At 45.2% G+C, this 25,650-nt stretch carries 27 protein-coding genes; 17 read left to right on the forward strand and 10 right to left on the reverse strand.

Going from position 1 to position 25,650, the window contains the following annotated elements; translation table 11 throughout:
* Nucleotides 1-22: 22 nt before the first annotated feature.
* Genes AC0VYI_RS22865 through AC0VYI_RS22880 form a run of 4 tightly spaced genes read right to left on the reverse strand, consistent with a single transcriptional unit; the run spans nucleotide 23 to nucleotide 3,308 of the window.
* A complete protein-coding gene (locus AC0VYI_RS22865) occupies nucleotides 23-811 on the reverse strand; it encodes a DUF1365 domain-containing protein (RefSeq protein WP_475445813.1) in 789 nt (262 codons plus the stop codon).
* Nucleotides 802-2,055 carry an NAD(P)/FAD-dependent oxidoreductase gene (locus AC0VYI_RS22870; RefSeq protein ID WP_475445815.1) on the reverse strand — a complete coding sequence of 418 codons (1,254 nt, stop codon included), beginning with the start codon at nucleotides 2,053-2,055 and terminating at the stop codon, nucleotides 802-804. The genes AC0VYI_RS22865 and AC0VYI_RS22870 overlap by 10 nt, the downstream gene beginning before the upstream one ends.
* A 48-nt stretch (nucleotides 2,056-2,103) precedes the next feature.
* Nucleotides 2,104-2,844, reverse strand: a complete 741-nt coding sequence (locus tag AC0VYI_RS22875) for an SDR family NAD(P)-dependent oxidoreductase (RefSeq protein ID WP_475445817.1) — start codon at nucleotides 2,842-2,844, stop codon at nucleotides 2,104-2,106.
* 29 nt (nucleotides 2,845-2,873) lie between these two features.
* The gene (locus tag AC0VYI_RS22880; RefSeq protein ID WP_475445819.1) at nucleotides 2,874-3,308 is read right to left on the reverse strand and encodes a nuclear transport factor 2 family protein; all 435 of its coding nucleotides are present in this window, start codon (nucleotides 3,306-3,308) and stop codon (nucleotides 2,874-2,876) included.
* Between the two features lie 236 nt (nucleotides 3,309-3,544).
* On the opposite strand from AC0VYI_RS22880, the gene AC0VYI_RS22885 reads away from it, so the two are divergent.
* From AC0VYI_RS22885 to olsF, 5 genes are all read left to right on the forward strand, one after another.
* Entirely contained in the window at nucleotides 3,545-4,120 is a 576-nt protein-coding gene (locus AC0VYI_RS22885) for a sigma-70 family RNA polymerase sigma factor (protein ID WP_199476302.1), read from the forward strand.
* A 2-nt stretch (nucleotides 4,121-4,122) separates the two neighbouring features.
* On the forward strand, nucleotides 4,123-4,863 hold the full coding sequence (locus tag AC0VYI_RS22890; protein ID WP_475445821.1) for a ChrR family anti-sigma-E factor: 741 nt from the start codon (nucleotides 4,123-4,125) through the stop codon (nucleotides 4,861-4,863).
* 121 nt (nucleotides 4,864-4,984) lie between these two features.
* Complete coding sequence (locus AC0VYI_RS22895) at nucleotides 4,985-5,167, forward strand: hypothetical protein (RefSeq protein ID WP_067018828.1); 183 nt, start codon at nucleotides 4,985-4,987, stop codon at nucleotides 5,165-5,167.
* Nucleotides 5,168-5,331: 164 nt separating this feature from the next.
* Nucleotides 5,332-5,523 carry a hypothetical protein gene (locus AC0VYI_RS22900; protein WP_199476300.1) on the forward strand — a complete coding sequence of 64 codons (192 nt, stop codon included), beginning with the start codon at nucleotides 5,332-5,334 and terminating at the stop codon, nucleotides 5,521-5,523.
* Nucleotides 5,524-5,755: 232 nt separating this feature from the next.
* Nucleotides 5,756-7,468, forward strand: coding sequence for a bifunctional ornithine lipid synthase OlsF (gene olsF, locus AC0VYI_RS22905; protein WP_199476299.1), 1,713 nt, complete (start codon nucleotides 5,756-5,758; stop codon nucleotides 7,466-7,468).
* A 25-nt stretch (nucleotides 7,469-7,493) separates the two neighbouring features.
* On the opposite strand, the gene AC0VYI_RS22910 is transcribed toward olsF, so the two are convergent.
* Nucleotides 7,494-7,637 (reverse strand): hypothetical protein, encoded by a 144-nt coding sequence (locus AC0VYI_RS22910; RefSeq protein WP_199476298.1) that lies wholly within the window; start codon nucleotides 7,635-7,637, stop codon nucleotides 7,494-7,496.
* Nucleotides 7,638-7,970: 333 nt separating this feature from the next.
* On the opposite strand from AC0VYI_RS22910, the gene AC0VYI_RS22915 reads away from it, so the two are divergent.
* The 7 genes from AC0VYI_RS22915 (at nucleotide 7,971) to mltA (ending at nucleotide 16,506) form a co-directional block, all read left to right on the forward strand.
* On the forward strand, nucleotides 7,971-8,276 hold the full coding sequence (locus tag AC0VYI_RS22915) for an isoamylase early set domain-containing protein (protein ID WP_199476297.1): 306 nt from the start codon (nucleotides 7,971-7,973) through the stop codon (nucleotides 8,274-8,276).
* A gap of 399 nt (nucleotides 8,277-8,675) precedes the next feature.
* Nucleotides 8,676-10,133, forward strand: coding sequence for a betaine-aldehyde dehydrogenase (gene betB, locus AC0VYI_RS22920; protein ID WP_475445824.1), 1,458 nt, complete (start codon nucleotides 8,676-8,678; stop codon nucleotides 10,131-10,133).
* A gap of 12 nt (nucleotides 10,134-10,145) precedes the next feature.
* Nucleotides 10,146-11,813 (forward strand): choline dehydrogenase, encoded by a 1,668-nt coding sequence (betA, locus tag AC0VYI_RS22925; protein WP_475445826.1) that lies wholly within the window; start codon nucleotides 10,146-10,148, stop codon nucleotides 11,811-11,813.
* Nucleotides 11,814-12,180: 367 nt separating this feature from the next.
* Nucleotides 12,181-12,468, forward strand: a complete 288-nt coding sequence (locus tag AC0VYI_RS22930; protein WP_475445828.1) for a hypothetical protein — start codon at nucleotides 12,181-12,183, stop codon at nucleotides 12,466-12,468.
* A gap of 15 nt (nucleotides 12,469-12,483) precedes the next feature.
* Nucleotides 12,484-14,049, forward strand: a complete 1,566-nt coding sequence (locus AC0VYI_RS22935; RefSeq protein WP_475445830.1) for a methyl-accepting chemotaxis protein — start codon at nucleotides 12,484-12,486, stop codon at nucleotides 14,047-14,049.
* A 415-nt stretch (nucleotides 14,050-14,464) separates the two neighbouring features.
* Entirely contained in the window at nucleotides 14,465-15,043 is a 579-nt protein-coding gene (locus AC0VYI_RS22940) for a DNA-J related domain-containing protein (RefSeq protein WP_475445832.1), read from the forward strand.
* Between the two features lie 152 nt (nucleotides 15,044-15,195).
* Nucleotides 15,196-16,506 (forward strand): murein transglycosylase A, encoded by a 1,311-nt coding sequence (mltA, locus tag AC0VYI_RS22945; protein ID WP_475445833.1) that lies wholly within the window; start codon nucleotides 15,196-15,198, stop codon nucleotides 16,504-16,506.
* Between the two features lie 42 nt (nucleotides 16,507-16,548).
* On the opposite strand, the gene AC0VYI_RS22950 is transcribed toward mltA, so the two are convergent.
* Complete coding sequence (locus AC0VYI_RS22950) at nucleotides 16,549-17,673, reverse strand: ROK family transcriptional regulator (RefSeq protein ID WP_475445835.1); 1,125 nt, start codon at nucleotides 17,671-17,673, stop codon at nucleotides 16,549-16,551.
* Between the two features lie 180 nt (nucleotides 17,674-17,853).
* Between AC0VYI_RS22950 and AC0VYI_RS22955 the strand changes: the two genes are divergently transcribed.
* From AC0VYI_RS22955 to AC0VYI_RS22975, 5 genes are all read left to right on the forward strand, one after another.
* Nucleotides 17,854-18,969 (forward strand): ABC transporter ATP-binding protein, encoded by a 1,116-nt coding sequence (locus AC0VYI_RS22955; RefSeq protein ID WP_475445837.1) that lies wholly within the window; start codon nucleotides 17,854-17,856, stop codon nucleotides 18,967-18,969.
* A 2-nt stretch (nucleotides 18,970-18,971) separates the two neighbouring features.
* On the forward strand, nucleotides 18,972-19,832 hold the full coding sequence (locus AC0VYI_RS22960) for an ABC transporter permease (RefSeq protein WP_475445839.1): 861 nt from the start codon (nucleotides 18,972-18,974) through the stop codon (nucleotides 19,830-19,832).
* Nucleotides 19,829-20,653 (forward strand): ABC transporter permease, encoded by an 825-nt coding sequence (locus AC0VYI_RS22965; protein WP_475445841.1) that lies wholly within the window; start codon nucleotides 19,829-19,831, stop codon nucleotides 20,651-20,653. The genes AC0VYI_RS22960 and AC0VYI_RS22965 overlap by 4 nt, the downstream gene beginning before the upstream one ends.
* A gap of 44 nt (nucleotides 20,654-20,697) precedes the next feature.
* A complete protein-coding gene (locus tag AC0VYI_RS22970) occupies nucleotides 20,698-21,810 on the forward strand; it encodes an extracellular solute-binding protein (protein WP_475445843.1) in 1,113 nt (370 codons plus the stop codon).
* Nucleotides 21,811-22,016: 206 nt separating this feature from the next.
* The gene (locus AC0VYI_RS22975; RefSeq protein WP_475445844.1) at nucleotides 22,017-22,853 is read left to right on the forward strand and encodes a glycerophosphodiester phosphodiesterase family protein; all 837 of its coding nucleotides are present in this window, start codon (nucleotides 22,017-22,019) and stop codon (nucleotides 22,851-22,853) included.
* 146 nt (nucleotides 22,854-22,999) lie between these two features.
* On the opposite strand, the gene AC0VYI_RS22980 is transcribed toward AC0VYI_RS22975, so the two are convergent.
* Genes AC0VYI_RS22980 through AC0VYI_RS22995 form a run of 4 tightly spaced genes read right to left on the reverse strand, consistent with a single transcriptional unit; the run spans nucleotide 23,000 to nucleotide 25,503 of the window.
* A complete protein-coding gene (locus tag AC0VYI_RS22980; RefSeq protein WP_475445846.1) occupies nucleotides 23,000-23,992 on the reverse strand; it encodes an energy transducer TonB in 993 nt (330 codons plus the stop codon).
* Nucleotides 23,989-24,417: an ExbD/TolR family protein gene (locus tag AC0VYI_RS22985; RefSeq protein ID WP_199476284.1), complete on the reverse strand. Its 429-nt coding sequence runs from the start codon at nucleotides 24,415-24,417 to the stop codon at nucleotides 23,989-23,991. The genes AC0VYI_RS22980 and AC0VYI_RS22985 overlap by 4 nt, the downstream gene beginning before the upstream one ends.
* A complete protein-coding gene (locus tag AC0VYI_RS22990; protein WP_475445848.1) occupies nucleotides 24,414-24,836 on the reverse strand; it encodes an ExbD/TolR family protein in 423 nt (140 codons plus the stop codon). Before AC0VYI_RS22990 ends, AC0VYI_RS22985 begins: the two co-directional genes overlap by 4 nt.
* Nucleotides 24,826-25,503, reverse strand: coding sequence for a MotA/TolQ/ExbB proton channel family protein (locus AC0VYI_RS22995; RefSeq protein ID WP_475445850.1), 678 nt, complete (start codon nucleotides 25,501-25,503; stop codon nucleotides 24,826-24,828). Before AC0VYI_RS22995 ends, AC0VYI_RS22990 begins: the two co-directional genes overlap by 11 nt.
* Nucleotides 25,504-25,650 lie beyond the last annotated feature (147 nt).

Raw genomic sequence — 25,650 nt, forward strand, 5'->3', positions numbered from 1 at the left:
GCCATTTCTTTGCTGGGCGTTTCTATTTCGGAGCCTTCTCCGACGGAGCGTCTGGATGGGAGTAAAAAGGCACCCGTTTCCACCATAGTTTAGCGGCTTGCCAATAAATGCCCGCCGCAACTTTCATCGTCATCATGGGGTAGTGAAACAACACTCGAGCCAATGATGAGCTTGTCACAGGGATGCGTTTTAACGATAAAGTCGCATCAAACACACAGCGCTGATTTTCGTTTTGTTCTTTATTTTGCATGTGGATCGCCAATTTTTTATCGGGGGTCGAGCTACGCCAATCATAGAAATGATTCATCGGATGAAATGGCGACACATGCATCTGCTTGTTAAATTGGATACGTTGCGTATTGCAACTCGGATCACAAGATAAGACATACGCGATACGTTCTCCCCAAGGCGTATTCGTCACTTCTACCAACATGGCATTTAATTGCTCATATTCATCAAAGCAGTAGTAGATAGTGATGGGGTTAATAATGAACCCGAAATAGCGGCAGTTGGTGAGCATGCGCACCGCGCCCTGTAAACTCGTCCCTAGCGTCTCATTCACTTTCTCTAACACACAGGTTTTCAGTGGTCGTTGCGCATCACCAAAATAATCGGCTCGGTTAAAACGCGCCAAATGCCAAGGTTTCGCAGACCACCAAGGGCTTAATGACAGCACACTGTCTAACTCATCCAGATCTAGGTACATCATGAACACTTGGTAACGAAATTCATGATGGCGGGGAGCGAAGCGACGATGGCGCACCATCCCTTGATAAATGCCACTGTGTTGAATAAGTGAGGTTACGTCCATTCGACCCCCAAGCCTTGCGCAACGCGAACCCCACTCCAACATCCATCTTCGTGGAAACCGTTGCGCCAATAGGCACCACAAAACCAAGTACGATTGACACCATTGATTTCTTGCCAGCGGTTTTGAGCCTTAATACCTTCTAAGGTGAAAGTGGGATGCGCGTAATGAAAACGCCCTAGAATTTTACTGGCATCAATCAGGTCGGTTTGATTTAAACTCACAATGTAAGTGGTATCACTGGTAAAGCGCTGCAATATATTCATGTTGTAGCTCAATGTTGCAGGTTTGCCTTGTTCGTGACCTAGGTAGTAATTCCAACTGGACCATGCCAGCTTTTTCTTAGGCAATAACGTCGTATCAGAGTGCAATATCACTTCATTATTTCGATATGGGATGGCCGATAAGATGGTCGCTTCATCTTGGCTTGGGTCCACCAATAAAGCCAAGGCCTCATCACTGTGACAAGCGAAAATCACTTGATCAAAGGTTTGCGCCTCGCCCTGTTCAAAGTGCACAACCACTCTGTCTGCAAAGCGTTCAACTTGGCGAACCCCAGCATTGAGAACAATCTTATCGTTAAAGGCTGCCACTAAGGGGGTTAGATAAGCCGAAGAGCCCCCCTTGATCACCCGCCACTGAGGGCGATGATTGACACTCAATAATCCATGATTTTTGAAAAAACGAACAAAGAATAACAACGGAAAGTCCATCATTTCCTCTAAGGTAGACGACCAAATCGCACTCCCCATGGGAATCAAATAATGACTGGCAAACATCTCGCCATAACCCTTTTCCTTCAGATACTCCCCTAACGTCACACTTTCTGCTAAGCGATGACTTTCCAGATCGGCAATGGCTTCCTTATTAAAGCGCATGATGTCTTTTAGCATCCCCAAATAAGGCAGATTAAAAATATTACGACGCTGAGCAAACAGAGTATTGAGGTTATTTCCGCCGTATTCCAATCCGGTTCTTTGGCAGCTCACGCTAAAGCTCATTTCGGTGGGAATGGACTCAACCCCTAACTCATCCATCAGTCGAATAAAATTTGGATAGGTCCAGTCATTAAAGACAATAAAACCCGTGTCAATATGCCGTGTTGTATTGCCCTCTTTCACCTGAACCGTTGCGGTATGGCCACCAATACGTTCTGCCGACTCAAATACGGTCACATCGTGCTCTTGCTGCAGTAAGTAAGCACTGGTTAAACCAGAGATCCCCGAACCAATTATGGCAATTTTCACTCATTCTCTCCTCATACACTTTCCAATCAGTGAAAGTGCAATCAATCATTATTCTTTAGGGGCCGTTAACGCCGACCAAAGTTTTGGGAAGTGTCGTCCAAGCCAAAGCATGACACTTAAACGTTTAGGAAACGCATATTCGTATGGACGTCGTTCTATGGCACGTTCAATGCGAGCGGCCGCTTGCTCTGCTGGCATCAAAAACGGCATTGGAAAGGTGTTTTTTTGCGTTAATGGGGTATCGACGAAGCCGGGTAAAATGCAAGTTACGTCGATATTTTCTTTTTTCAAATCGATACGCAACGACGATAAAAAATAGCGAATAGCCGCTTTGCTGGCACCATAGGCCTGAGTTTTGGTAAACGCCGCTTGTACCGCTTGGGAACTGACTCCCACAAGATGAGGCTTTGCTGCCTTGCGTAATAATGGTAAACAGGCTTCAACACAATGCACCAAACCCAGATAGTTCACTGACATAATGCGCTGCATCATGTCCCAGTCTGGCGAATCAATTTCAAAATATTCGCAGGTGCCTGCGTTAAGAATGGCACAATCTAGGTGATCAGCATGAGACAACAGTGTTTCACGAACAGACTCGATCTGTGTGTTATCAGACACATCAAACGGAACAAAAATTAACGCATCATTTTGTTCAATTAAGGGTGCAAGCTCGCCTTGATGGCGAGCGCTAACAATCACTCGAAAGCCATTATAGAGATAGCGCTTTGCCAAGGATAAACCAATACCGGAACTCGCCCCGGTAATCCAAACCACACCTTTGCTACTCATCCTATCCTCCTTATTATCCGAGTTAACGTTTAGGATGGCATCGCTAAGCGTTTTTTAAGTCCTTTTACCGCACGCCCTAATAAGGGAATGTGCTCGTACAACATAGAGCCTAGGTCATAAACGTCTTCATGGTAATAAATACGGTCATTGAACTCGATCTGACTCATACCTCGTACCGTGAGCGTCTGATTCCCAAGTTTAGGATGCTTAAAGTGCATATTCCATTTTATGTAGGCCTTATTTTCACTAACTTGTTGATCTAGATACTCAAAACGACCACTTTGAACACTCAAGCATAAATCAGACATGTAGGCATACAACTTCTCGATACCACGAACCTCTTGTACCGGATCTTTAAAAATCACATCATTGGCGTACAACTCGCCGATATCCGCCAAAGGAACCTGTTTAATATCCACATAAAATGCCTTAAATCGATTCATTAACGCCTGTTGAGATTCCATTGGAGCATCCGCCCTTGTTTGTTAATCGGTCTGTACAGTTAGCCGTATCATTACGGTGTTCTCTATAAACGTAGCGGATAAAAGGCTGGATCACTTTATTTAGATGGGACAACACAGAGAAAAAGTCTTAACAATGTGATCCCTTTTTAAAAGGAGTGCGTACAATGATAATAAGAGGTGCGATGCATGGTCTGCCATCGGCATCAACTGGAATTTCAATAGAGTGGGAGTAATAAATGAACACTGTCAAGCAGATTGACTCTGATGACCACTTGGTTCAAGACATGCTCGCTATTGCGCAAAGTCGCGATCAAGACGCGCTGAATCGACTGTTCGATCATTATGTTCCCAAAATCAGGGCATTTTGTTTAGCCGCTCAACCCGGTGCCAATCTGATGGCTGATGACATAGCACAGGAAGTGATGATTCGGATTTGGCGAAAAGCACATACTTATAAGTCAGAAACGGCATCACTCAATACATGGGTTTTCACTTTGGCACGTAATGCCCGTATTGACTATTTACGTAAAAACAGCCGTCACCAATCGGATATTGACCCGGAATATCTGTGGCGCGATGTAGTCGATGAGAATGCAGACCCATTCAAAGACGCCCAGCAAAAACGCGATCAAGAACGCATCCAGGTTGGACTAGCAAAATTGCCACAGGATCAACAACAGGTACTCGCTAAAGTGTATTTAGAAGGTAAAACGCACAAAGAAGCGGCGGAAGAACTTTCCCTGCCTCTAGGCACCATTAAATCTCGTGTACGCTTAGCGCTTCACAAACTGACGATTTATATTAAGAGGTAGTTATGACGATTCACTACCACCCAAGCATTGAAATGCTGACGGATTATGCCGCTGGCTCGTTGAGCCTGACACACTCTATGTCTATTGCAACGCATATCGAGCAATGCCAAGAGTGCCAACAACAAATACGCAAGCTGACCACGCTTGGCGCGCAACTATTTACTCAAACGGCCACAGAAGACGCCAATATCGTCGATCTGAAAGCATCATTTTTTGACAAACTGCGCGAACTAGACCGCTCTGAGGGCATAAGCTCGCCAGTAAAAGAGCAAGGACATCGAGATCAGTCAACAGGCCCAATGGCAAGCGAAGAGACCCTCCCGTCATGGGAACAAGACTACCAAGTCCCGAAAAGCCTTCGCCAGTTTGTTCCCTTTGGCTATGACAAACTCAAGTGGATGTCGTTATCCCCTTCGGTCAAAATCGCTACCTTATGCCAAGAAGAAGGTGGCGCACAGGTCGCGTTAACTCGAATCAAAGCTGGCGCTAGCATTCCAACTCATACTCACACTGGTGATGAAATCACGCTGGTATTGGAAGGCGCCTTTTCTGATAAAAGTGGCATCTATCGTCGGGGGGACTTTATTACCCGAGATGCCAGTCACAAACACAAACCCATGGTCACTAAAGATGCCGAATGCATTTGTCTCACGGTATTGGATTCTCCCATTGAGTTTACTGGCTGGCTGACACGCTTATTCAATCCGATTATGCGGCGCTATCATCCTCATTCAAACCACTGACTGAAGTAGGCAAGACCCGAAGCCATAAAATGACGACACGTTTTCCGACGTTAGACCATAGCAAGATTTCGTTTTTAAAATATGGTATACTCTTTGCTCAACTCATATAAGGATTAGCACTATGGCGACGAAAAAGAAGCAACCCGCTGCATCGGAAACCTCGGAATCCATTGAAAAGCAAATGCAAGAATTTCTTGCTCGTGGTGGACAAATAAACAAAATTGACTCTGGTGTCAGTGGTCAATCTCAACTAACGGGCCCTCGCCATATCTCCCTTGGTAACAGCAAAGCGAAAAGCCAATAAGCTTTTCGTTTTTCTTTGTTTTACCAGCGTTTTTTCAAGATTATCTTCCCATGTTGTTTCTCCCTAGAATCGGCTACTATTCGTTGCTAGGCACGACTGTCCTTTCATCTACAGTCCGTTGAAATAAACGCCTTTCTGTGTCGATAGATAAAGGAGTCTCGATAGTGAACACATCTGAATACAATTTTATGCGCCCACTATGGCGCCGTATCGCAGCAACCCTAGTCGCTCTGGGCTGGACATATATGGAATGGTCTAGTGGTAACTCATTTTGGGGTGTGATCGCATTAGGCTTTACTGGCTACTGTCTATGGAACTATTTCTACCGTTTCAAGCCGGATACAACGCCAGAGTAACCCTTCGTTAACGGGCTAATAGCTCTTCTTCCATCACCTTTTTTAGCCTCACGACACCCTTTGGTTCAGCCACAGGCTTCCCCTTTCTAGACTGATACCTTAAAAGAACAACTCAATACTCGTTAACGATCTGTCGATAGCGGCCTATCGATTGTGTTGTCATATTACTGTCACCTGACTAATCTATGCTCAATAGTATCCTCCAAAAATCCTGTTTGAACGGAGCAACACTGTGATAGAAGTCGAGCAATTGATTGCCAATAAATCGCCACAATTTTTTGATAAAAGCCCACTAATCACTCGTCCTACTTTGAGCTTTTTAAAACGCTTATTCCATGAAAATGAAGTGAATCAGTTTTTAGAAAAAAATAAAGACTCTGTTGGTTTCGAATTTATTGATCGCGTCTTGGATCACTTCAATTTTAGCTATCAAGTCAGCCAGGTGGATCGTCGTAATATTCCCGCTATTGGACGCGTCATGATCATCGCCAATCACCCTCTTGGCGCCTTGGATGGTCTGGCTTTATTACGTTTGATTGGGGAAATTCGCCCTGATGTGAAAATCGTCGCCAATGATTTATTGATGAGTCTAGACGGTTTAAAAAGTTTAGTGTTACCGGTGGATAATATGGGCGGTAAAACAGGACGTCAGCAACTAAAAGCCATCATGAACAGTCTACATAACGATGAAGCCGTGATTATTTTTCCAGCAGGTGAAGTCTCTCGTATCTCCCCCAGTGGCGTAAAAGACCAGCGCTGGAATGAGAACTACTTAAAACTCGCGAAAAAGACCAACAGTCCAATTTTACCCGTGCACATTGGTGGTCGTAATTCCATGATGTTTTACACCAGCTCTATTTTGTATCGTCCCCTGTCTACGATTCAATTACCAAATGAAATGTTTCGTCAACGTAATCGTAAGATTCCAATGCAAGTGGGTCAGGCAATCCCTATTCAAGAGTTATCCAAGCTGCCACTGAGTGATAAAGAGAAGAATAAACTGGTCAAACGCCATTTGTACCGTATTGCCAAAGGCAAAAAGCCCCTATTAAAAACAGAAAAGACGGTTGAACATCCACAAAATCGCCAGTTAATCAAAACCGAATTGAAAAAAGCGGAACATTTGGGTTCAACCAAGGATAATAAACAAATCTTCTTAGTGGATTACGACCCGATGTCCGTCACCATGAAAGAAATCGGCCGCTTACGTGAAATCGCGTTTCGCAAGGTCGGAGAAGGCACCGGTGAACGTTCAGATTTGGATAAGTATGATCAATACTACCGCCACCTTGTTTTATGGGATGAGGAAGCACTCGAAATTGTTGGGGCCTATCGTATTGGCGAAGTGGCTCGCTACATGAAAGAAGACAATCAAAACCGTATTTACAGTGCTGAACTCTTCTCTTACTCCTGTGATATGGAGCCCTATTTTGAACAGGGAATTGAACTGGGCAGAAGCTTTGTGCAACCTAAATACTGGGGCATGCGCAGCCTAGATTACTTATGGTATGGCATTGGGGCCTACTTAAAGCGTCATCCAGAAATTCGTTATATGTTTGGCCCAGTAAGCTTAAGCAACAGCTATCCGCAAATCGCGAAAGATTTGATTGTCAGTTTTTACAAAAAGTATTTTCCTGACACAGAATACTTGGCCCGCTCTTTTAACCCCTATCAAGTTTCCCAAGAGCACCAAGACATCATCTCAGGCCTATTAAAAGGCGAGCGTTATGAAGAAGATTTTCGCACACTAAAAGAGCAATTGGGTCATTTGGGTGCCAGCGTTCCAACTTTGTTCAAGCAATATTCGGAACTGTGTGAACCCGGTGGCGTTCGCTTCTTAGACTTTGGCGTAGATGCCGACTTCGGTTATTGCATTGATGGTTTGGTGTTAGTCGATCTTACTCTAGTCAAAGAAACCAAGCGTAACCGCTACTTAGGCGATTAAGACACAATTGCTTAACCCCTAGACATCAATGATGATGACCATGAGGGTGGTGGTGTCGACCATGACCGTGTTTATCATCTTCATGATGACGTTTGACCACAAGCTTATAGGTGATTTTGACCAACAACATTAAGACCAATACAATGAGGACAACGGCTTCAGGGCTCATGATATGACTCCTCTTATACTTTTTGTTTTTTACTTTTCAATAGTAAGTGTAGTCGAAAAAATGCCCTAAATTGTTTATTTTTTAAACTACCATGCACTAAGTCATGGCAAAAGCGTTATTTGTTTATAAACTATAGGGAACCTTTGCAGGAGATCGCACGCATAGCAGCTGAGCAAGGGTCTCTTAGGGATGTGACGCATAATGGTGAGGCTCAAGGCATGACTCTCACTTCTTGATTTCTTAACTTGGCAGTAAACACTATCTGGCGCAGGTCTTGCTAGATTCTGTTCGATACCTTAGCTGTCACTTCAAAAATGGACACAGGAGCTGGAAATGATTGAGAAAACCTATTTAAAAACAAAACCAGAATGTAAAGTAAAATTTGCGCTTCCCGCAGACAAAGTAGGTGAGGCGAAGTCCGTCTCAGTAGTCGGTGACTTCAATAATTGGGATAGCAAAGCGAACCCGATGCGCAAACAAAAATCAGGCCTATTTGCCTCTACCCTGAACTTACAAGTCAATAATGCCTATCAGTTTCGCTATGTCATCGACGATGAGAAATGGCTTAACGATGACATGGCTGACGATTATGTGCCTAGCCCTGTCAGTCTAGAGAGCAATTGCGTGCTCAGCCTGTAGGCCGACAAAATAAATATTTTTTATGCCTTTCCTATTTCCGAAAATAAGAAAGGCGTAAAATACTATCCTACTGTTTAAAAAGATGTTTCTTCATCTTTTGTGGCTATTTTTGTGCCTTTTACCTTCTTATCCCCCTCTCTTAATTGACGGTCTCTCACAAAGACGGGCTGCAATTTATAGCTAAAATGTGTACAATTGTTTTTATTAAACGCGCGTTTAATAAAAACATGACGTGCGGTTATTTGCGTAAAAAACAAAGAACTTAATATGAAAAGAGAGCGACGTGTTCAGCCACAAATACGAGAAAATACGCTTAATTTTTAAGACCTTTCTCGGCGTAGCCAACACATCCGTAGACATTCGTCTCTCCGATAAACCAAACGAAAAGAGAGGTTTACCATGGCACATCAGCAGCAATACATTCACGGCCGCTACTATGCATCCACCAGTGGAGAACACTTTGACACCCTGAACCCTGCAACGGGTGAAGTGATCGCCACCATAGAGCATGCAGGTCAAGCAGAGCTTGATGCTGCCATTGCATCAGCAAAAGAAGGCCAGAAAGTATGGGCTGCAATGAGCCCAGTTGAACGCGGCCGTATTTTGAAAAGAGCGGCAGAGCTACTACGTGAGCACAATGAAGAACTGGCTCGTTTAGAAGTGCTAGACACGGGTAAACCACTGCAAGAAGCTATTTGTGTTGATATCGAAACCGGAGCGGATGTCATCGAATATTACGCCGGACTAACCGATAAAATCCAAGGTGAATATCAAGATCTAGGAAACGGTAGCTTCTACTACACACGTAAAGAACCATTAGGCATCTGTGCAGGGATTGGCGCATGGAACTACCCTATTCAAATTGCCTGTTGGAAATCTGGCCCTGCCTTGGCAGCGGGTAATGCGATGATTTTCAAACCATCAGAAGAAACCCCATTAACCGCCCTAAAACTGGCCGAAATCTATACGAAAGCGGGTTTGCCCGATGGCGTATTCAATGTTATCCAAGGGGATGCTCGTACCGGTCAGCTGATCACCAATCATCCTGAGATCGACAAAGTGTCTTTTACAGGGGAAGTCGGCACGGGTAAAAAAGTCATGGCAGCGTCAGCCCAATCTCTAAAAGACGTTACCATGGAATTGGGCGGCAAATCGCCGATGATCATCTTCCCAGACATGCCGATCGACCAAGCCGTTTCAGCTGCCATGTTAGCGAATTTTTATACACAAGGCGAAGTCTGCACTAACGGCACTCGAGTGTTTGTCCATGCCGACATATTAGACGCGTTCACCCAGGAGCTGAAAGCCCGTACTGAAGCCATGGTCATTGGCAACCCAATGGACATGGAAACCCAAGTGGGCGCGTTGATCTCTAAAGATCACATGAAGAAAGTCCTTGGCTATATTGATGCGGCAAAAGAAGCCGGAGCCACCTTACTGTGCGGCGGCTACCAAGTTACCGAAAATGGCTTAGAAAACGGGGCATTTGTTGCACCAACGGTCTTCATTCATTGTACCGACGACATGCCACAAGTGCGTGACGAAATTTTTGGCCCTGTGATGTCCGTGCTGAGCTTCACCGATGAAGATGAGGTCATCGCCCGTGCCAATGACACCGAATATGGCTTAGCAGCAGGCGTTTTCACCAAAGACATTGCTCGTGCCCATCGTGTTATTGCACAAATACAAGCCGGTATCTGCTGGATTAACTCATGGGGTGCCTCTCCTGCTGAAATGCCGGTTGGCGGCTACAAAAGCTCAGGGGTAGGACGTGAAAATGGTATTCAAACCCTATACCACTACACCCAAACCAAGAGTGTCTTTGTGGATTTGAACGACATTCCCAACCCATACTAACCTGGAGGAAAAATGGCAAACGAAATGTATGACTACATCATCGTCGGCGCAGGCTCCGCAGGCTGTGTACTGGCGGATCGTTTAACCGAAAGTGGCGGTAACAAGGTGTTGCTATTGGAAATGGGCGGCTCTGATAAGAGCGTTTTCATCCAAATGCCAACCGCCTTATCGTACCCGATGAATACCGAAAAATACGCTTGGCAATTTCATACTGACAAAGAGCCTGGCTTGGACAACCGTGAGATGCATTGTCCTCGCGGTAAAGTCTTAGGCGGCTCATCATCCATCAACGGCATGGTCTACGTACGAGGCCACGCCTGTGACTTTGATCAATGGGAAGAAAATGGTGCAACCGGTTGGAATTACCAAGCCTGTCTGCCCTATTTTAAAAAAGCCGAGTCCTGGTCAGGTGGGGAAGATTTGTACCGAGGTGGAAACGGCCCATTAGCGACCAACAATGGTAACAACATGACCTACAACCCGCTTTATCAGGCCTTTATTGACGCTGGTGTAGAAGCAGGTTATGGCAAAACCGGTGACTATAATGGTTATCGTCAGGAAGGGTTCGGCCCCATGCACATGACCGTCAAAAACGGTGTACGTGCCTCCACCTCAAATGTGTATCTGCGTCGCGCTCTGCAACGCCCTAACCTCACGCTAAAAACGGGCGTGTTGAGCCATAAAGTGATCTTTGAAGGCAAACGAGCGGTTGGCATCGAGTTCAGTCAAAACGGCAACACCCAACAGGTTCACGCCAATAAAGAAGTCATCTTGTCAGCGGGTTCCGTTGGTTCTCCGCAATTGTTGCAGCTGTCTGGGGTGGGCCCAAAAGACGTGCTTGAAAAAGCGGGCGTACCATTGGTTCATGAGCTGCCCGGCGTCGGTGAAAACCTGCAAGATCACCTAGAGGTTTACTTCCAGTACTACTGCAAAAAACCGGTCACGCTAAACAGTAAGCTGGGCTTGATCAGCAAAGGTTTAATTGGTACACGCTGGATGCTGTTTAAAACAGGCCTTGGTGCAACCAACCACTTTGAATCCTGTGGCTTTATTCGCTCTCGCGAAGGCTTGAAATGGCCCAACATCCAATACCATTTTCTACCGGCGGCCATGCGTTACGACGGCCAAGCAGCAGTAGAAGGTCATGGCTTCCAGGTTCATGTTGGTCCTAATAAACCGGAAAGCCGTGGAAAATTGTGGATAGAGTCCGCTGACCCAACGGCCAAGCCACGTATTTTATTCAACTACATCACTACCGAGCAGGACAAACAAGATTGGCGCGATACAATCCGTCTAACCCGTGAAATTCTGCAACAATCTGCCTTGGATGAATACCGTGGCGATGAAATTCAGCCAGGCATGCATATTCAGAGCGATGCAGACATCGATCAATGGGTGAAGGAGAACGTGGAAAGCGCCTACCATCCTTCTTGTACCTGTAAAATGGGCACCGCAGATGACCCTATGGCCGTACTGGACGAAGCTTGTCGAGTGCGTGGCTTAGAGAACCTGCGTGTGGTGGATTCCTCTATTTTCCCAACCATCACCAACGGCAACCTAAACGCTCCAACGATTATGGTCGCGGAAAAAGCCGCGGATATGATTCTGGGCAAAGAGGCCTTACCCAGTTTGGATGCGCCCGTTTGGATTCATCCAGAGTTTGAAAGCAAACAGCGCTAAGTCTACTTGGATATCACCCATCCTACTTCAACATTAACTAAGGGAAGCCTCTTCCCTTAGTTCCCATTTGCTCTCTTTATAACGTCTAGGTTCTCACTAGCATCAACACCCTATAAAACGAGCCATCTCAACACAAAGAAGAAGCACTAGAACGACTTATCAGGTGTTATCAACACAAAATACGCTACAGATGATGGACTGCATAGCGGATTAATCAATTCTAATGTAACCGTTGCTAGGTCGTTACTTGCCATCATGAACTGATCACAAATTATTAATAGTGAAAATACTGCGTGTTCTTTATACTAAAAAGACATAATCAATACTTTGTACACATTTCCTTTAATATATTTTGGAGATCGTCTTCATGACATTGCAGCGCAAGTTTTCGCTAGTAGTCTTTGCGTCGGCCATTATCGTTGCCTTAATTGTTGGCGGTTTCGGCTATTTTCAACTTAAAAAGACCCTTACCGAAGGACTAAACACACAAGTTTCGTCTATCGCACAAGGAGAATCCCGGACGATTGCAGAATGGGTTCACGCGAAATCGTCCTCAGTCGAAGCATTAACGAATTATCTTAGAACACATGACGTAACCACCGACGCACTGTTGCAAGCTCAGAAGTCGGGTGATTTCGATTTGGCTTATATGTGAACCAGTGATGGGAAAATGATTCAAAGTTGGGATGCTCCCTTGCCTGCCGGTTATGATCCTCGTCAACGCCCTTGGTATAAAGACGCATTGAGCTCTGATCAAGTAGAATACACAGACCCTTATGTGGACGCATCGACTCAAAAAATGATCATTAGTGCCGCACAAAAAGTAACCGATGGCACAAGTGTGAAGGGGGTTGTCGGGGCAGACATTAATTTGAAGAGCATTGCCAAGGGTATTCTAGACATTAAAATGATGGCCAATAGCCGAGTCTTTTTAGCCACTAATAAAGGTTTGATTATCGCCCACCCAAATCCCCAGTTTGTTAACAAACAAATGAAAGACGTTTTGGGCTATGGTGTGAATGTCGATTTGCAGTCTCAAGGAACCTTAATGGAGACACAATCTACCCAAGGAGATGTGTTAGTAACAGGCGTTGCTATTCCAAATACCAACTGGGTAATCTGCTTTCAATTGGATAAAACGACAGCAATGGCACCTTTAACACACCTATTGATAGCGCTTGTCATTGCCATGGTGATTGCCGCGCTATTGGTGAGCTTTCTCATGAACTTATTGAGCCGCAAACTGCTTAAAGGCGTTAGTCAGGTTAATGCGGTTCTAGCGGAAATGAATAATGGTCAGGGAGACCTTAGAACCCGTATTCCTGAAACCAGCAATGACGAAATTGGCGATTTGGCACGCCACTTCAACGGATTTATGCAAACCCTAGCGGGCATTATTTCCGAGATTAAATCTCTTTCGACCAACTTAAATTCATTGGCTCAGGACTCACATCGTCTAGCGACCCAATCCTCCCGTGATTTGAAGGTTCAATTGGATGAAGTCACATCAGTTGCCACCGCCGTTAGCCAAATGTCGACAGCAACAAACGATATTGCCAGCAACGCAGAAAATACAGCAAATGTATCGAAAGAAGCTTTCCAAAATAGCCAAGCGGGTAACGATCAGGTTCTTAAAAGCAAGCAGTCGATCAGTCGCCTTGCTGAGCAGGTCAATGAGGCGTCTGGCATTATTGGTAATTTAGACGATCAAGTGCAGAGTATTAGTGGTATTTTGGTAACCATTCAAAATATTGCGGAGCAAACCAACTTACTTGCTCTAAACGCAGCCATTGAGGCGGCACGTGCAGGTGATCAAGGTCGGGGATTTGCCGTGGTAGCGGATGAAGTTCGCGTTTTGTCCCAAAGAACCCACAACTCGACAGAAGAAATCAAAGAAATGATTGATGGATTGAATAGCACAACGCGCAAAGCCGTTGACATTATGCAGTCTGGTCAATCGATTGCTAATGATTCTGTGCAAGAAGCGGTATCTGCCGCCGAAAGTTTGGTAGCGATCCAAGAGTCCGTGCAACGCATTAGTGACATGTCGTTGCAAATTGCCAGTGCTGCGGAAGAGCAGAACATCGTGACAACGGATATCTCGAACAACAGCCACTCGATTAAAGAAATAGCTAATAATTTGGCCGTTGAGTCACAAGAAAGCGCGAAAGGCGCTGAATCGTTAGCAAAATTAGCGAACAGATTAGAAGAGCAAATCGCTCGATTTACCATCTAGTTGGATTTACATCTAATGGTATTCATCTCCCTTTTTCTTTGTATTCATTCAAGGAAAAAGGGAGATCGATTTTCTATACAGAAAGTTTCTATAGAAATGTGGGATCCATTAAACAGTCAACCAGAGCAACGCCCAGCCATCAAGGCTTCAGTTTAAAACGCATTACCAAATCAGTCAGCTCCGTCGATAACTGAGCAATTTGCTCACTGGACTTATTGTCTGAATTTAAGGTATTTCAAAAACCGATTATTCGTTCGCTGCTGATGCTTCATTTCGTTTTGTAACGCTAAAATGTCGACTTGAAAAGCCTTTGCTACGATTATTAACCAAGCGACACATATTGTTGCATGGTCGGCTTTGACCCACCGCTTAGTCATCACCTACACTGCTAGTATTTGCATGAAAGTGATTTAGCATGAGAAATCCCTTAATAGGCCCAATACTCAGTATATTGCGAGATCATCCTCAAGGGGTTGGCGAGTTTTATATTCTGAAGAACCTTAGAGAGCAGGTGCCGGAATTACATCACTTAGCTGACGACCCCAATCTACAATTGTTTCGTCAACATTTTTTGATCATGAACGCTTTGTATCAGTTACAAAGCAACCTATGGCAAGAAGAGTCCCTGACGCTCTCGATCAACGCCATGCACATTCGTCTTATACCGAATCAGGATATGGTCACTTCCTCAAGCCAAGACGTGAGTGATAGTGTCGATGCCAAGCTTGCTGCTTATTACCTTGATTGGAGTGAGTACGAAAAAACCAGTGAAGACGATGTTATACGACTATTGGATAGTTTTTATAAAGGCATCAATAATTTAGACAACAAAACGGCGGCGTTAGAAATACTGCATATTGACTCTAAAAACCCAACAAAAGAAGAAATTAAAAAACAATATCGCAAGCTCGCCCATCAAGCCCACCCTGACCGAGGCGGTGATACGGAACAGTTTATTTCGTTAAGGCAGGCCTATGAGTGTCTTATGTACTGACAAAGTAGCGTCAATCCTCTCTAGCATTCAAAGTGTGTGCGAGAAAAGTGTAAACCCTATTGTTTAGATGACTAACAAGCATCAAGATGAACCCTTACTGGTAGCGATCATAAGGAAGCTACGTTTTACTCAAAAATCATAAGATATTGGTTATGCTGTCAATTTTTCCATCCTATTTTTCGTTTTACTCACACGTTTTAAGAACGGCCTGCAAAACACTCGGCGTATTTTCCGTCATCACTCTGGTGGGTTGTAGTCAATTTGAAATCGATCAATCCAATGCCTTTGATAATAATGGCCGCGATAAAAATGGTTTAAAACGCGATACGCTCTATTTAAAAGAAAGCTTACCACCTGGCTTACCTTATCCCGACGCTATTTTTGAAACGGGGCTCAAACAACAAGAAACCTACTTAGCTAGGCTGCCAGAGAAGACCACCTATCACTTAGATAACACCACGGTGAGTGTGGATCAGCTAAAGACCGTCACCCAAGAAATCCAACATTGGCTCACTAACCCGAAATACTTTCCCAAATTAGAAGCCTTACAACTGGCAGGGCAGGATCAGCGAGGCAATGTTCAGATAACAGGCTATTATGTGCCCATTATTGAGGTACGCCGTCATCCAGACAGCCAGTACCGTTATCCCTTATATCGTAAACCTCCCAAGACTGATGCCAATGGCCAATTACCCACTCGCGAGCAAATTGATTTTGAAGGGGCTTTAAAAGGTCAAGGTCTAGAAATTGCCTACAGCAAAAGTTTAGTGGATAACTTTTTCCTGCAAGTTCAAGGATCTGGTGTAGTGGAATTTAAAAATGGCAAACGAGAACTGCTCTCTTGGGGTGGCGTCAATGGACGCGCCTATCGAAGCCTTGGCAAGGAGTTAATCGAGCGTGGAGAAATTGATAAAGCCAAAATCTCCGCACAAAGCATTCGCCAGTGGCTAAAAGCTCACCCAGATCAGGTCCGCGAACTGCTCTCTACCAATGAAAGCTACTTGTTTTTTTCTGAAGGACAACCTGATCCAATTGGTGCCGCCAATGTTCCGTTAACACCACTTTATTCTGTTGCCGTTGACCCTGCTGTGATTCCACTGGGCTCGATTCTATTGGGAGAGCTGCCTAAATTGGATCAGAAGGGCAACCTTATCGGCCACGAGTATCATTTACTGTTAGCGCAAGACAAAGGTGGAGCCATCAAGGGCCCAGGTCATATCGACTGGTATCAAGGCATCGGCAAAGAAGCCCAAGTGCACGCGGGACAGCTCAAGCACTTTGGCAAAATATGGCTGTTACTGCCAAGAGAAAAAGAAATAATCGAAAAAGCAGCGACAGAATCGCCTATCGCCCCACCTGATATACCCGCGACAAACACGCCAGTGACAAGCCAGGTCACCACCAACAGCAATACGCCGCACAACAATACATCCCATCAAGCTACGCCAGTAGTGAAAAAATAGTGCGCAAAAGGGGCTATATCATAGGCCCCTTATTCCTCCCCCTTATTTGCGAAAAAAGGTTTGCCTCAACGGTTGAAGGGCAGCCCCTAATGTTGCGGAATCGCCTTTTAATTCACTGACGATCATCTGCGGCCAAACAGAAATATCTTGTGATGAGGTCATCCCACACCGCTCCAAAGAGTCCAATAACATATAGGCAAGCGACTTGGGAATTTCTCCACCCAATACAATTGCATCAGGGTCAATCACACCACGTAACGCATTGATAGCACGTAAAAAATACGGCGTGGTTTGCTCGACCCACTCAGCAACGCCAGGCCATGTGGGGTCAAACAGCGTCTTCAATTTCGCCACTGACGGCACATCAATACCTTGCCGAGCCAGCGCTTTTATCAACATAGACAATGCTGGGCGCTGCGGGGCCTCTTCCGTCGTAAAAATACGGCCAATCTCCCCAGCATTACCATAGGCACCAAAGAACGGCTCTCCATCAATCACAATACCGCCACCAAAACCAAAGTTAAACGATAAATAGCCAAAGGTCTGATAGGTCAACCCCGCACCGTGAAATGCCTCTCCAATCGCACCAGTCGTCGCATTATTGATCAAAATAACGGGCCACCCCAATAGTGCTTCCAGCTCCGTTTGAAGGTCGACCCCAGACCAATCAAATAGTGGATCAGGTGGACGAATGTGCCCTTTTTCTTTGATAAAATACCCCGTCATGGCAAAACCAACCCCAACAATACGACTCTCAATAGAAGGGTTCTGTTGACACCACCGCTCAAGCAAGGCTTTTAACCATGCTTGTGTCTCAAGACGCTTAACTGGAGCAAAAGGAATGTTTTCCTCCAGCAAAGTTTCTCCACAGAAATTCACCAAACTCACCGACATATCATCGGTGTTGAGCGACACACCGATACTAAAAAATGCCTCAGGGTTAAGGCTCACATGTGGGCTTGGCTGGCCCCGTCCCTGAATAATAGGCTCACCAAGCTGTAAAAATTCAAGCTTAACTAAATGATCAATGATGCGGTGAACCGACTGTTGCGTGAGGTTGGTTTGTCCTGCTATGGCTGAGCGTGCAAGGCCTTTCGAGCGACGCACTATGTCTAAAATCATGCGTTCGTTGGCTGATACTGTCTGCTCTTTTTCTATTTCATTCATCTAATAGCGTTTTTCCCTTAGTCATTGTCCTTTTCATAATTTACCGACTTAGTATCGAGAAAACAAATATTAAACTTAGTTTGTAATAATATTGTTATATTAGTACTCTATAAGTGTATTAATAAGGCTTGGTTGAAAATCAACCTGAGCTAAACCAACAAGAAACAATACGAGAATGTCATGACTAGCGTACTAATTGACTCAGTGAACGTCAGGTTTGGTGACTTTGAAGCCCTTCACAACATTTCTTTAAGTATCGATAGCGGTACATTTGTCACCTTGCTTGGCCCATCAGGCTGTGGCAAAACCACCTTGCTCAAAACCATTGCAGGCTTTACCCCGTTGTCTTCAGGAAAAATGCTCATCGGAGGCAAAGAAACCCATAACCTGCCACCGGAGAAAAGAGACACAGCCATGTGTTTTCAATCTTACGCCCTCTTCCCCCACCTCTCTGTCGCCAATAACCTACTCTTTGGACCCAAACAGAAAAAACTCTCAAAACAAGAGCAAGCCACCCGACTACAAGACATCGCCTCACAGGTCTCGCTCACCTCTCAACTGGATAAGTTCCCTCCGGAATTATCTGGAGGCCAGCAGCAGCGGGTTGCCTTAGGGCGGGCGCTCGCCATTCAGCCTGGCATCATGCTATTCGACGAACCGTTATCAAACCTTGATGCAAAGTTACGAGATTCGGTGCGTTTTGAGATCCGCCAATTACAAAAACAACAAGGTTTTACTGCGATCTATGTCACCCATGACCAAGCCGAAGCGTTGGCCATGTCGGACATTGTTGTCGTCATGAACAAGGGTGCCATTGAGCAAATAGGCTCACCAAACGACATTTATCATCGTCCGATTAATCGCTTTGTGGCCGACTTTGTAGGTGCCGCGAACATTCTCCCAGCCCAAGTACTAGAACAACATGGCAACCTTTACCAGGTACAAACAGCACTTGGCCAGTTACAGGTTCAATCAGATCAAGCCCCTATTGCCAAACAAACGTATATCTTCTGGCGACCAGAGGATATGTGCTTTGACAGTGCAAACGCCAGTCCTAATGGGCAAGACAATATCTTTGAGTCACGCATTATTGCCAAAACGTTTCTCGGCAATATTACCGAGTGCCTCCTTGACCCGCTTCCCCACTCTCACGATGATGCCAACACCGCCCTAACCTGTGATAAAAAACCCAGTATTAGAATTCAAAACCTGGGTTTTCAACGTGCCGAGGAAGGTGCGCAAGTTCTTATCAGAGTTCCTTCGTCGAACATTCGATTTCTGGCGGAGGCATTTTAAACATGAATAAGCAAACCTTACTGGCTTATTGTCTGCTACTGCCAGGGCTTGGGCTCATCATCGTTTTTATCTTTGTCATTATTTCGATGGCTCTGGCACAATCTGTTGGTTATTTTAATTTTTCTGGTAGCAGTACCTTTACCTGGCAGTTCTGGCAACAAATACTGGCAGATCATCAGCTCTCACGGGCTTTTTTCTATTCCTTAAAAATCGCCACCATCAGCGCCATCCTATCCGTCAGTCTTGCTTATCCATTGGCCCTATGGCTTCGCGATCCTTTTCAGGGGGCGCAATTCGTCAGCAGCTTACTCAAAGCCCCGTTACTGGTACATGGGCTTGTAGCAGCCTTTCTGTACGTGAACTTCATTTCTTTCAATGGTTTCTTAAATCAAATATTCGTACACCTAGGCTTGGTCTCCCGCCCCATACGGATGCAAAACGATTCCTATGGTATAGGGGTTATTATTCTACAAGTCTGGAAACAAATGCCCTTCGCTCTATTACTGTTAACCGGGGCCGTGCAATCCATCGGCCATGACATAACCGATGCGGCAAAAGATCTAGGGGCTGGCGCTTGGACTCGTTTTGTCAAAATCATTTTACCGCTCACTCTGAAAGCGTTACAGGCGGCCCTCATTATCATTTTTATCGGGGCAGCAGGCGATTACTCCTTTCAGGTTGTCGCAGGCCCTATCAGCGTCAGTTCACTTGCCCAGCTCATGCTGAGAATACAAGCTAACGATGCAAACGGCTGGAACCTCTCTGCCACGGTCGCCATTCTCCTTATGCTAACGGCATTAATTGGCTCAGCCTTACTGGCACTCATCACCCAACAAGTCATCAAGTGGGGAGCGAAACGATGAATAAGCCTTGTACGAACCGCCTTATCATCCTCTTAGTGATAGGCTTTTGTTGCATCAGCCTCGTGCTTCCTTTTTCTCTAGCCATGCTCTGGTCCTTGGTAGACCCAGGTCATCCTTGGTCTTATCCACATATCTTACCGCCTATTCTATCCTTGCAGCGTTGGGTAGACATTTGGACCACAACGTCATTGCCTCAAGCCTTGCTACACAGTTACCTACTAGCGCCTTGTGTCGCTTTATGCTCGGTATTACTGGCGCTTCCCACCGCTTATGCTTTTGGACGTTTAGAATTTCCCGGCAAACAGGCCGCTCAATTAATCTCCCTGTTACCACTGATTGTGCCCAGTTTTGTTGTGGCACTATTCTTCTCTTCTCTGTTAAACGTCTTAGGTATTTACTCTCGCTTTCTGGGCATATTAATAGGTCAAACCGTCTTATTTATTCCCTATGCGATTCGTATCCTCAGCGTGTCGTTTTCATTGATTCGTCAGGAGATTATTGATGCCACCAGAGATCTAGGGGGTGGCCCTATCACGGTTTTCAAAACCGCCTATTTACCTGTTCTCAAACCCGGTTTATTAGCCAGCATCATCATGATTTTTATTCTCAGCATTGAAGAGTTTGCCATTGCGTTTGTGGTGGGATCACCCGATTTTGTCACCGTACCGACCATTTTGTATTCCTACCTGGGTTATAACTTTATTCGCTCAAACGCTGCGGTCGTCTCACTAATCCTCGTGGTACCCAATATCTTTTTGATGTTGTTAATGGAGCGTTTCCTAAAAGCAAGAAACACAGCGGTCATCACTGGCAAGGGATGATGTTGTATCCGTTACTTTATTCACTCACTCAAGAGGGCTTTATTATGAAATCGTTACTTTTGTCTTTGACTGTCGCGACATTAACCTTTGCTACCACAGCACAGGCCAGCGATGATTTATCTAACATGACGTGGCCACAGGTTGTTGCCCAAGCCAAAAAAGAAGGAACCGTCGTTTGGTATAACTGGTTTTATCAAGACCGTTTTCGAGGAGAAGTAAAAAGCTTTGAAAACCACTACGGCATCAAGGTTATCATTCCTGACGGCAGTCACGATGCCAATATGAACAAGTTTCTCGCCCAATCATCCCGTCCAACAGGCGACATAGACGTGCTCTCTCTAGGAGGCAGTGATCTTGCCAAGTTCAAGCCAGAGAAAATGCTCATTGGCCCCTTATCTAACCTACTGCCACAAAACAATACACTAAAATATAAAATGGAAGGTGTTGACTCAAAAGGTTATGCTGTCGCCTATTGGGGAAACCAAACCGGCATCGCCTATAACCCAAGCCTAATAAGCCAAAAAGACCTGCCTCAAACCCTGTCTGACTTTTCTGCTTATTTTGCCAAACATCCTGGCATGTTTGGCTTCAACTATGAAAAAGGCGGTTCAGGCCCCGCTTTTTTCCAATCTATTGTCCGCAATGTGGTGCCTGATATTGATTATCAAACGGCACAACCCACAGCCAATACCATGGCAAAACTGACACCTGCTTGGAAATGGTTTAACCAGCGCAGAGGTCAATACATTATCACCGCCTCTAACTCAGACAGTATGACACGTTTAAATGGCGGCGAGTTCGCCATGGTAGCAAGCTGGGAAGACCTCACCGCCTCTTTACAAAAAGAGGGGGATATTTCAAAAGCCATAAAATTCTACATCCCTAAAATGACCATGCCAGGAGGCGGTAATGTTGTGATGATTCCAAAGAATGCGCCACACCCAGCGGCCGCCTTGCTATTTATTCACTGGTTAACCAGCGCGAAAACACAAGTAACCTTCAATAAAGACTTCGGCTCTGTACCACAAAACACCGAGTCCAACAGCCACTATGCCTTAGTCAATAAGGCAGAACGTAAAAACAGCAGCCTCTGGCCTGATAAGCCATTATCGGATGCTATAAATAAAGCGTTTATCAACCAGGTTATTTTCCATTAGAGACCTTTGAACGATGTCACGAGCGACGCCAAGACGCGGCAAAAACAGACGAGAAAGCGGAGTTTATAGCGATAAATGAGCATTTTGAGTCTGTTTTTAACAAAGTATTGGCAAGCGCAGTAGCCGTGCAAAAGTCTCATTAATTTATTTTTATGTTGCTCATGATCGTCCATGAGCAACATTTATTACTCTTAATAGGAACCATTATGACAACCCATTCTGAGCTGTTTGCTATTTCACGTACCAACCCCAAAATCATGACCATCGCCCATCGGGGCGCTTGGAAAAACGCCCCTGAAAACTCGTTACTAGCCGTAGAACACGCCATCATGGCAGGCGCTGATATGGTCGAGATTGACACGCAAAAGTGTTTAACAGGTGAATTTGTGGTCATTCATGATGACACCTTGGACAGGACCACAAATGGTAAAGGGCTCGTGTCTGAAACCACACTTGAGCAGTTACAAACACTGCACCTTCGCCAAGGCGCTGGCGGTGAAGGCAGTGAAGTAACGACTCAGCCCCTGCCACTATTGTCTGACTTACTGGCCTACGCAAAAGGCAAAATTCTGGTCAACATTGATGCCAAGCACCCAGAAGACTTACCGGATATTATTACCGAAGTTGAACGTCTTAATATGCAAGACATCGCCGTCGTTAAATCAACGTATAATCCCGAGGAGACCGAATGGACAACACTGACGGATACCGTCAAACACATGCCCATGATGCATGCCCGACGGGGACATTTCCTCGATGATTTACAAACACTCGCCCCAAAACGCCCTATTATGATTGAATTGTCTTTTGATGATTTGCATGAGTTACAACAGGCTAAGCCCTTATTGGAAAGCATGGACTGTCGTATTTGGATCAATACCTTAGACCCCGTCCATCCTCTCGATATGATGGATTCAAACGCGCTCATTAATCCTGAAAAAGTATGGGGAACGCTCATTAATGCAGGCGTGGGCGCCATTCAAACCGATCTTCCTGAGTATCTGGCACAATGGCTCAAACAACGAGATGTTTTCGGAGAATAAAACGTCAAAATGAGACAAGACCATCTTTGATAGATGGCTTGTCTGCCCGCTTTTATGCCTGCTAGCCTTTTGATTAGAGCCATCGGCTTCTCTTTTAAAGATAAAGAGCGGGAGCCATCAACTCCTCTCTTAGTTAGAGAGAGACATCAATAATCGCTCAACTTATAAGATACTGGCAGCGTGATCGTTAATGATGACTTATGCATGTCTGTTGGAAACTTAGGCAGAGGGCTTGCCCGTTTTAGCATGTCTAACACGGCATCGTCTAAACGACGATAACCTGAGCTCTTAATGATATTCGTATTCGTCACCTGACCATCAGCATGAACAACAAAAGAAACCGTTACCACACCTTCTTCATGACGACGCCGCGCCGCTCGTGGATAGCGCTTATGCTGTGCCAATACGGCGGCTAATTTGCTGTAATAGGAGGTTATCGCACCTTTATGTCCTCCCGAAGAAGCGGCATTGCCCACGCCTGTTGTGGCTTTTTGACTAGCTTGCGATCTAGCGCCTGAATTTTTCACACTTTGTGACGTCGCCTGTTGCGATATAGGTTTTGAGACAGAGGGCGATGTCGCTTGTTCTAAACTATTTTGAGGCTCTATTTTTTTAGGCTCAGCCTTATGAGGCTTTGGTTTCGGCACGACTTTCTTCGGCTCAACCTTTTTAGCCACTTCTTTTTTGGGCTCTTTTTTAGGTGTTTTTTTAGGCTCTTTCTTAGGAACGACAATAGGCGACTTTTGCTTCTCTTTCACCACAGGTTTCGGTTTGATAACAGGCTTTTCTTTCACCACTTTTTTGGGCGTGGGTTTGGGTTCTGGCTTAGGAATCGGCTTTTCTTCCACGACCGGTTTGGGCTTTTTCTCTACCTTTTCTGGCTCTGGTTTAACCACCTCTTTTTGCGTTTTTTCTACTTTCGCAACCTGCTTTTTCTCTTTGTTATCGGAATCACTCTCCACACTGTTTACCTTGGAGGCTCCCATGTCGCCCATCATACCAAGATCGAACTCAACGCCTTGCTGACCCGGTGCTTTACTGCCTTCGGAAGAGGGATAAAAAAAACCATAAAAAGCCGCCGCATGAAGAGAAACCGCAATCCCCCCAGCCACTAACCAATGACGTTTGGAAATCATCATGACCCTTTTGCTAGTTGTGTCGCTAAACTGACTTTTGTTAACCCAGATAAACGAATCTGGCTAAACACAGGACGCAATGCATCCACTGGAATAGAACCGTCCGCTTTGATTTGCACCCAGAACGCTTCTTTATTAGAAGATTGTGCGAACTTCTTCTCTAAATACGGTTTAATCGCATCGACCTTTACCAAGTTGTCATCCAAATAAATACGCTTATCCGCACCAACAACAATCAACACGTTGGGATCCGATTTGGGACGATTCTCATTAATGGAAGTTGGTGGAACAATGGGGATCGGATCAGCCTTACGAATTTGTCCCGCCACCATAAAAAATACCAACATCAAGAAAACAACATTGATCAAAGGCACCAAGCTGTCATCATCCGACTTGGTTTTTAATGCAAACGCTTGATCTATCTTCATGGCGTGGTCTGACCCGAAAAAGCATTGGCAATGGACACGGTTTTCGCGCCATTGGCTTTTAAGCGATCGGCCAAATTCATTAAACTTTGCAAGTTCACCTCATTATCAGCCTTAATTGCGAACACGCCCTTTTTGTGCGCTTTAATCACCGAACTTAACCAAGCTGTATCCGCTAAAGAATGGGCAACACCATTCAGCCAAACTCGCCCATCATTTTGCTTGAGCGTCAGCACCAAAAAGTCGTCTTTATCTGGCGTGGAGGTATCATGAGCAGGCACAGAAAGCGGCGTATCCACACTACGCCATGGCACAAAGCTGGATGTCAGCATGAAAAACAACAATAAAATGAACACCACATCAATGAGTGGCGTTAGACTAATCGCCTGCTTACGCTTTGGCTGACTCAGGTTAAGCGGCATGCAAAACCTCTTTGGCGGCTTTCGCTACCAAACGCTCCGCTTCCTTACTGGTGAATACCTGCGTTACCGCATCGTTGATATTATGAGCAATCCGCTCAATTTTACGCTCTAACCAACTGTGTAGTGTGACAACCGGAATCGCCACCGCCAAGCCAACGGCTGTCGTCAACAAGGCCTGCCAGATACCACCAGACAACACCGAGGGATCGACCTGGTTACCCGCCCCTTGCATTTGCTGGAAAGCCGTAATCATCCCCAGAACCGTACCGAGCAAGCCTAATAAAGGACTCAAGCTGGCGATAATTTCTAAGGGACGAAGATAAGAACGTAACTGATTCAATTGATTCATCGCCAAACGCTCAACTTCTTCTCGGATCAAGCTCACATCCATATTGCCAGCTTGCAAAGAGCGCATGGAGAAGCCCACTAGAGAATCGATTGGACGTTTTTCATCAAGCAATTCAAGGGCTTGCTCGCCCTCTTTTTTACGCCAAGCGACCAAGGCTTGATCGACGGTTTTCCGGCTTTCTGCTCGTAATGACGACAGCTGCCATAATTTCAACAGCACAATGGTCAAAGCAATAACGGAAAAAACGATTAGAATCCAAACAACAGGCCCGCCGACCTGTAAAAAATCGATTACTTTCTGCTGTACTGAACTTTCCACGACTGGCTCCGGAGTGATAACAAAACATAACAAATGATATTCATTATCAATATCGTTTTCAATATTTAATTCTGTAAATACTGAGACGGCTTATGGTAGCCACTGATTTTAGCGGTGTTCCTCTCTTTGATAGAAAAGATTTACCTA

The organism is Marinomonas sp. 63XJN7_9_ISO-PGPR-S23-217, assembly GCF_056173515.1.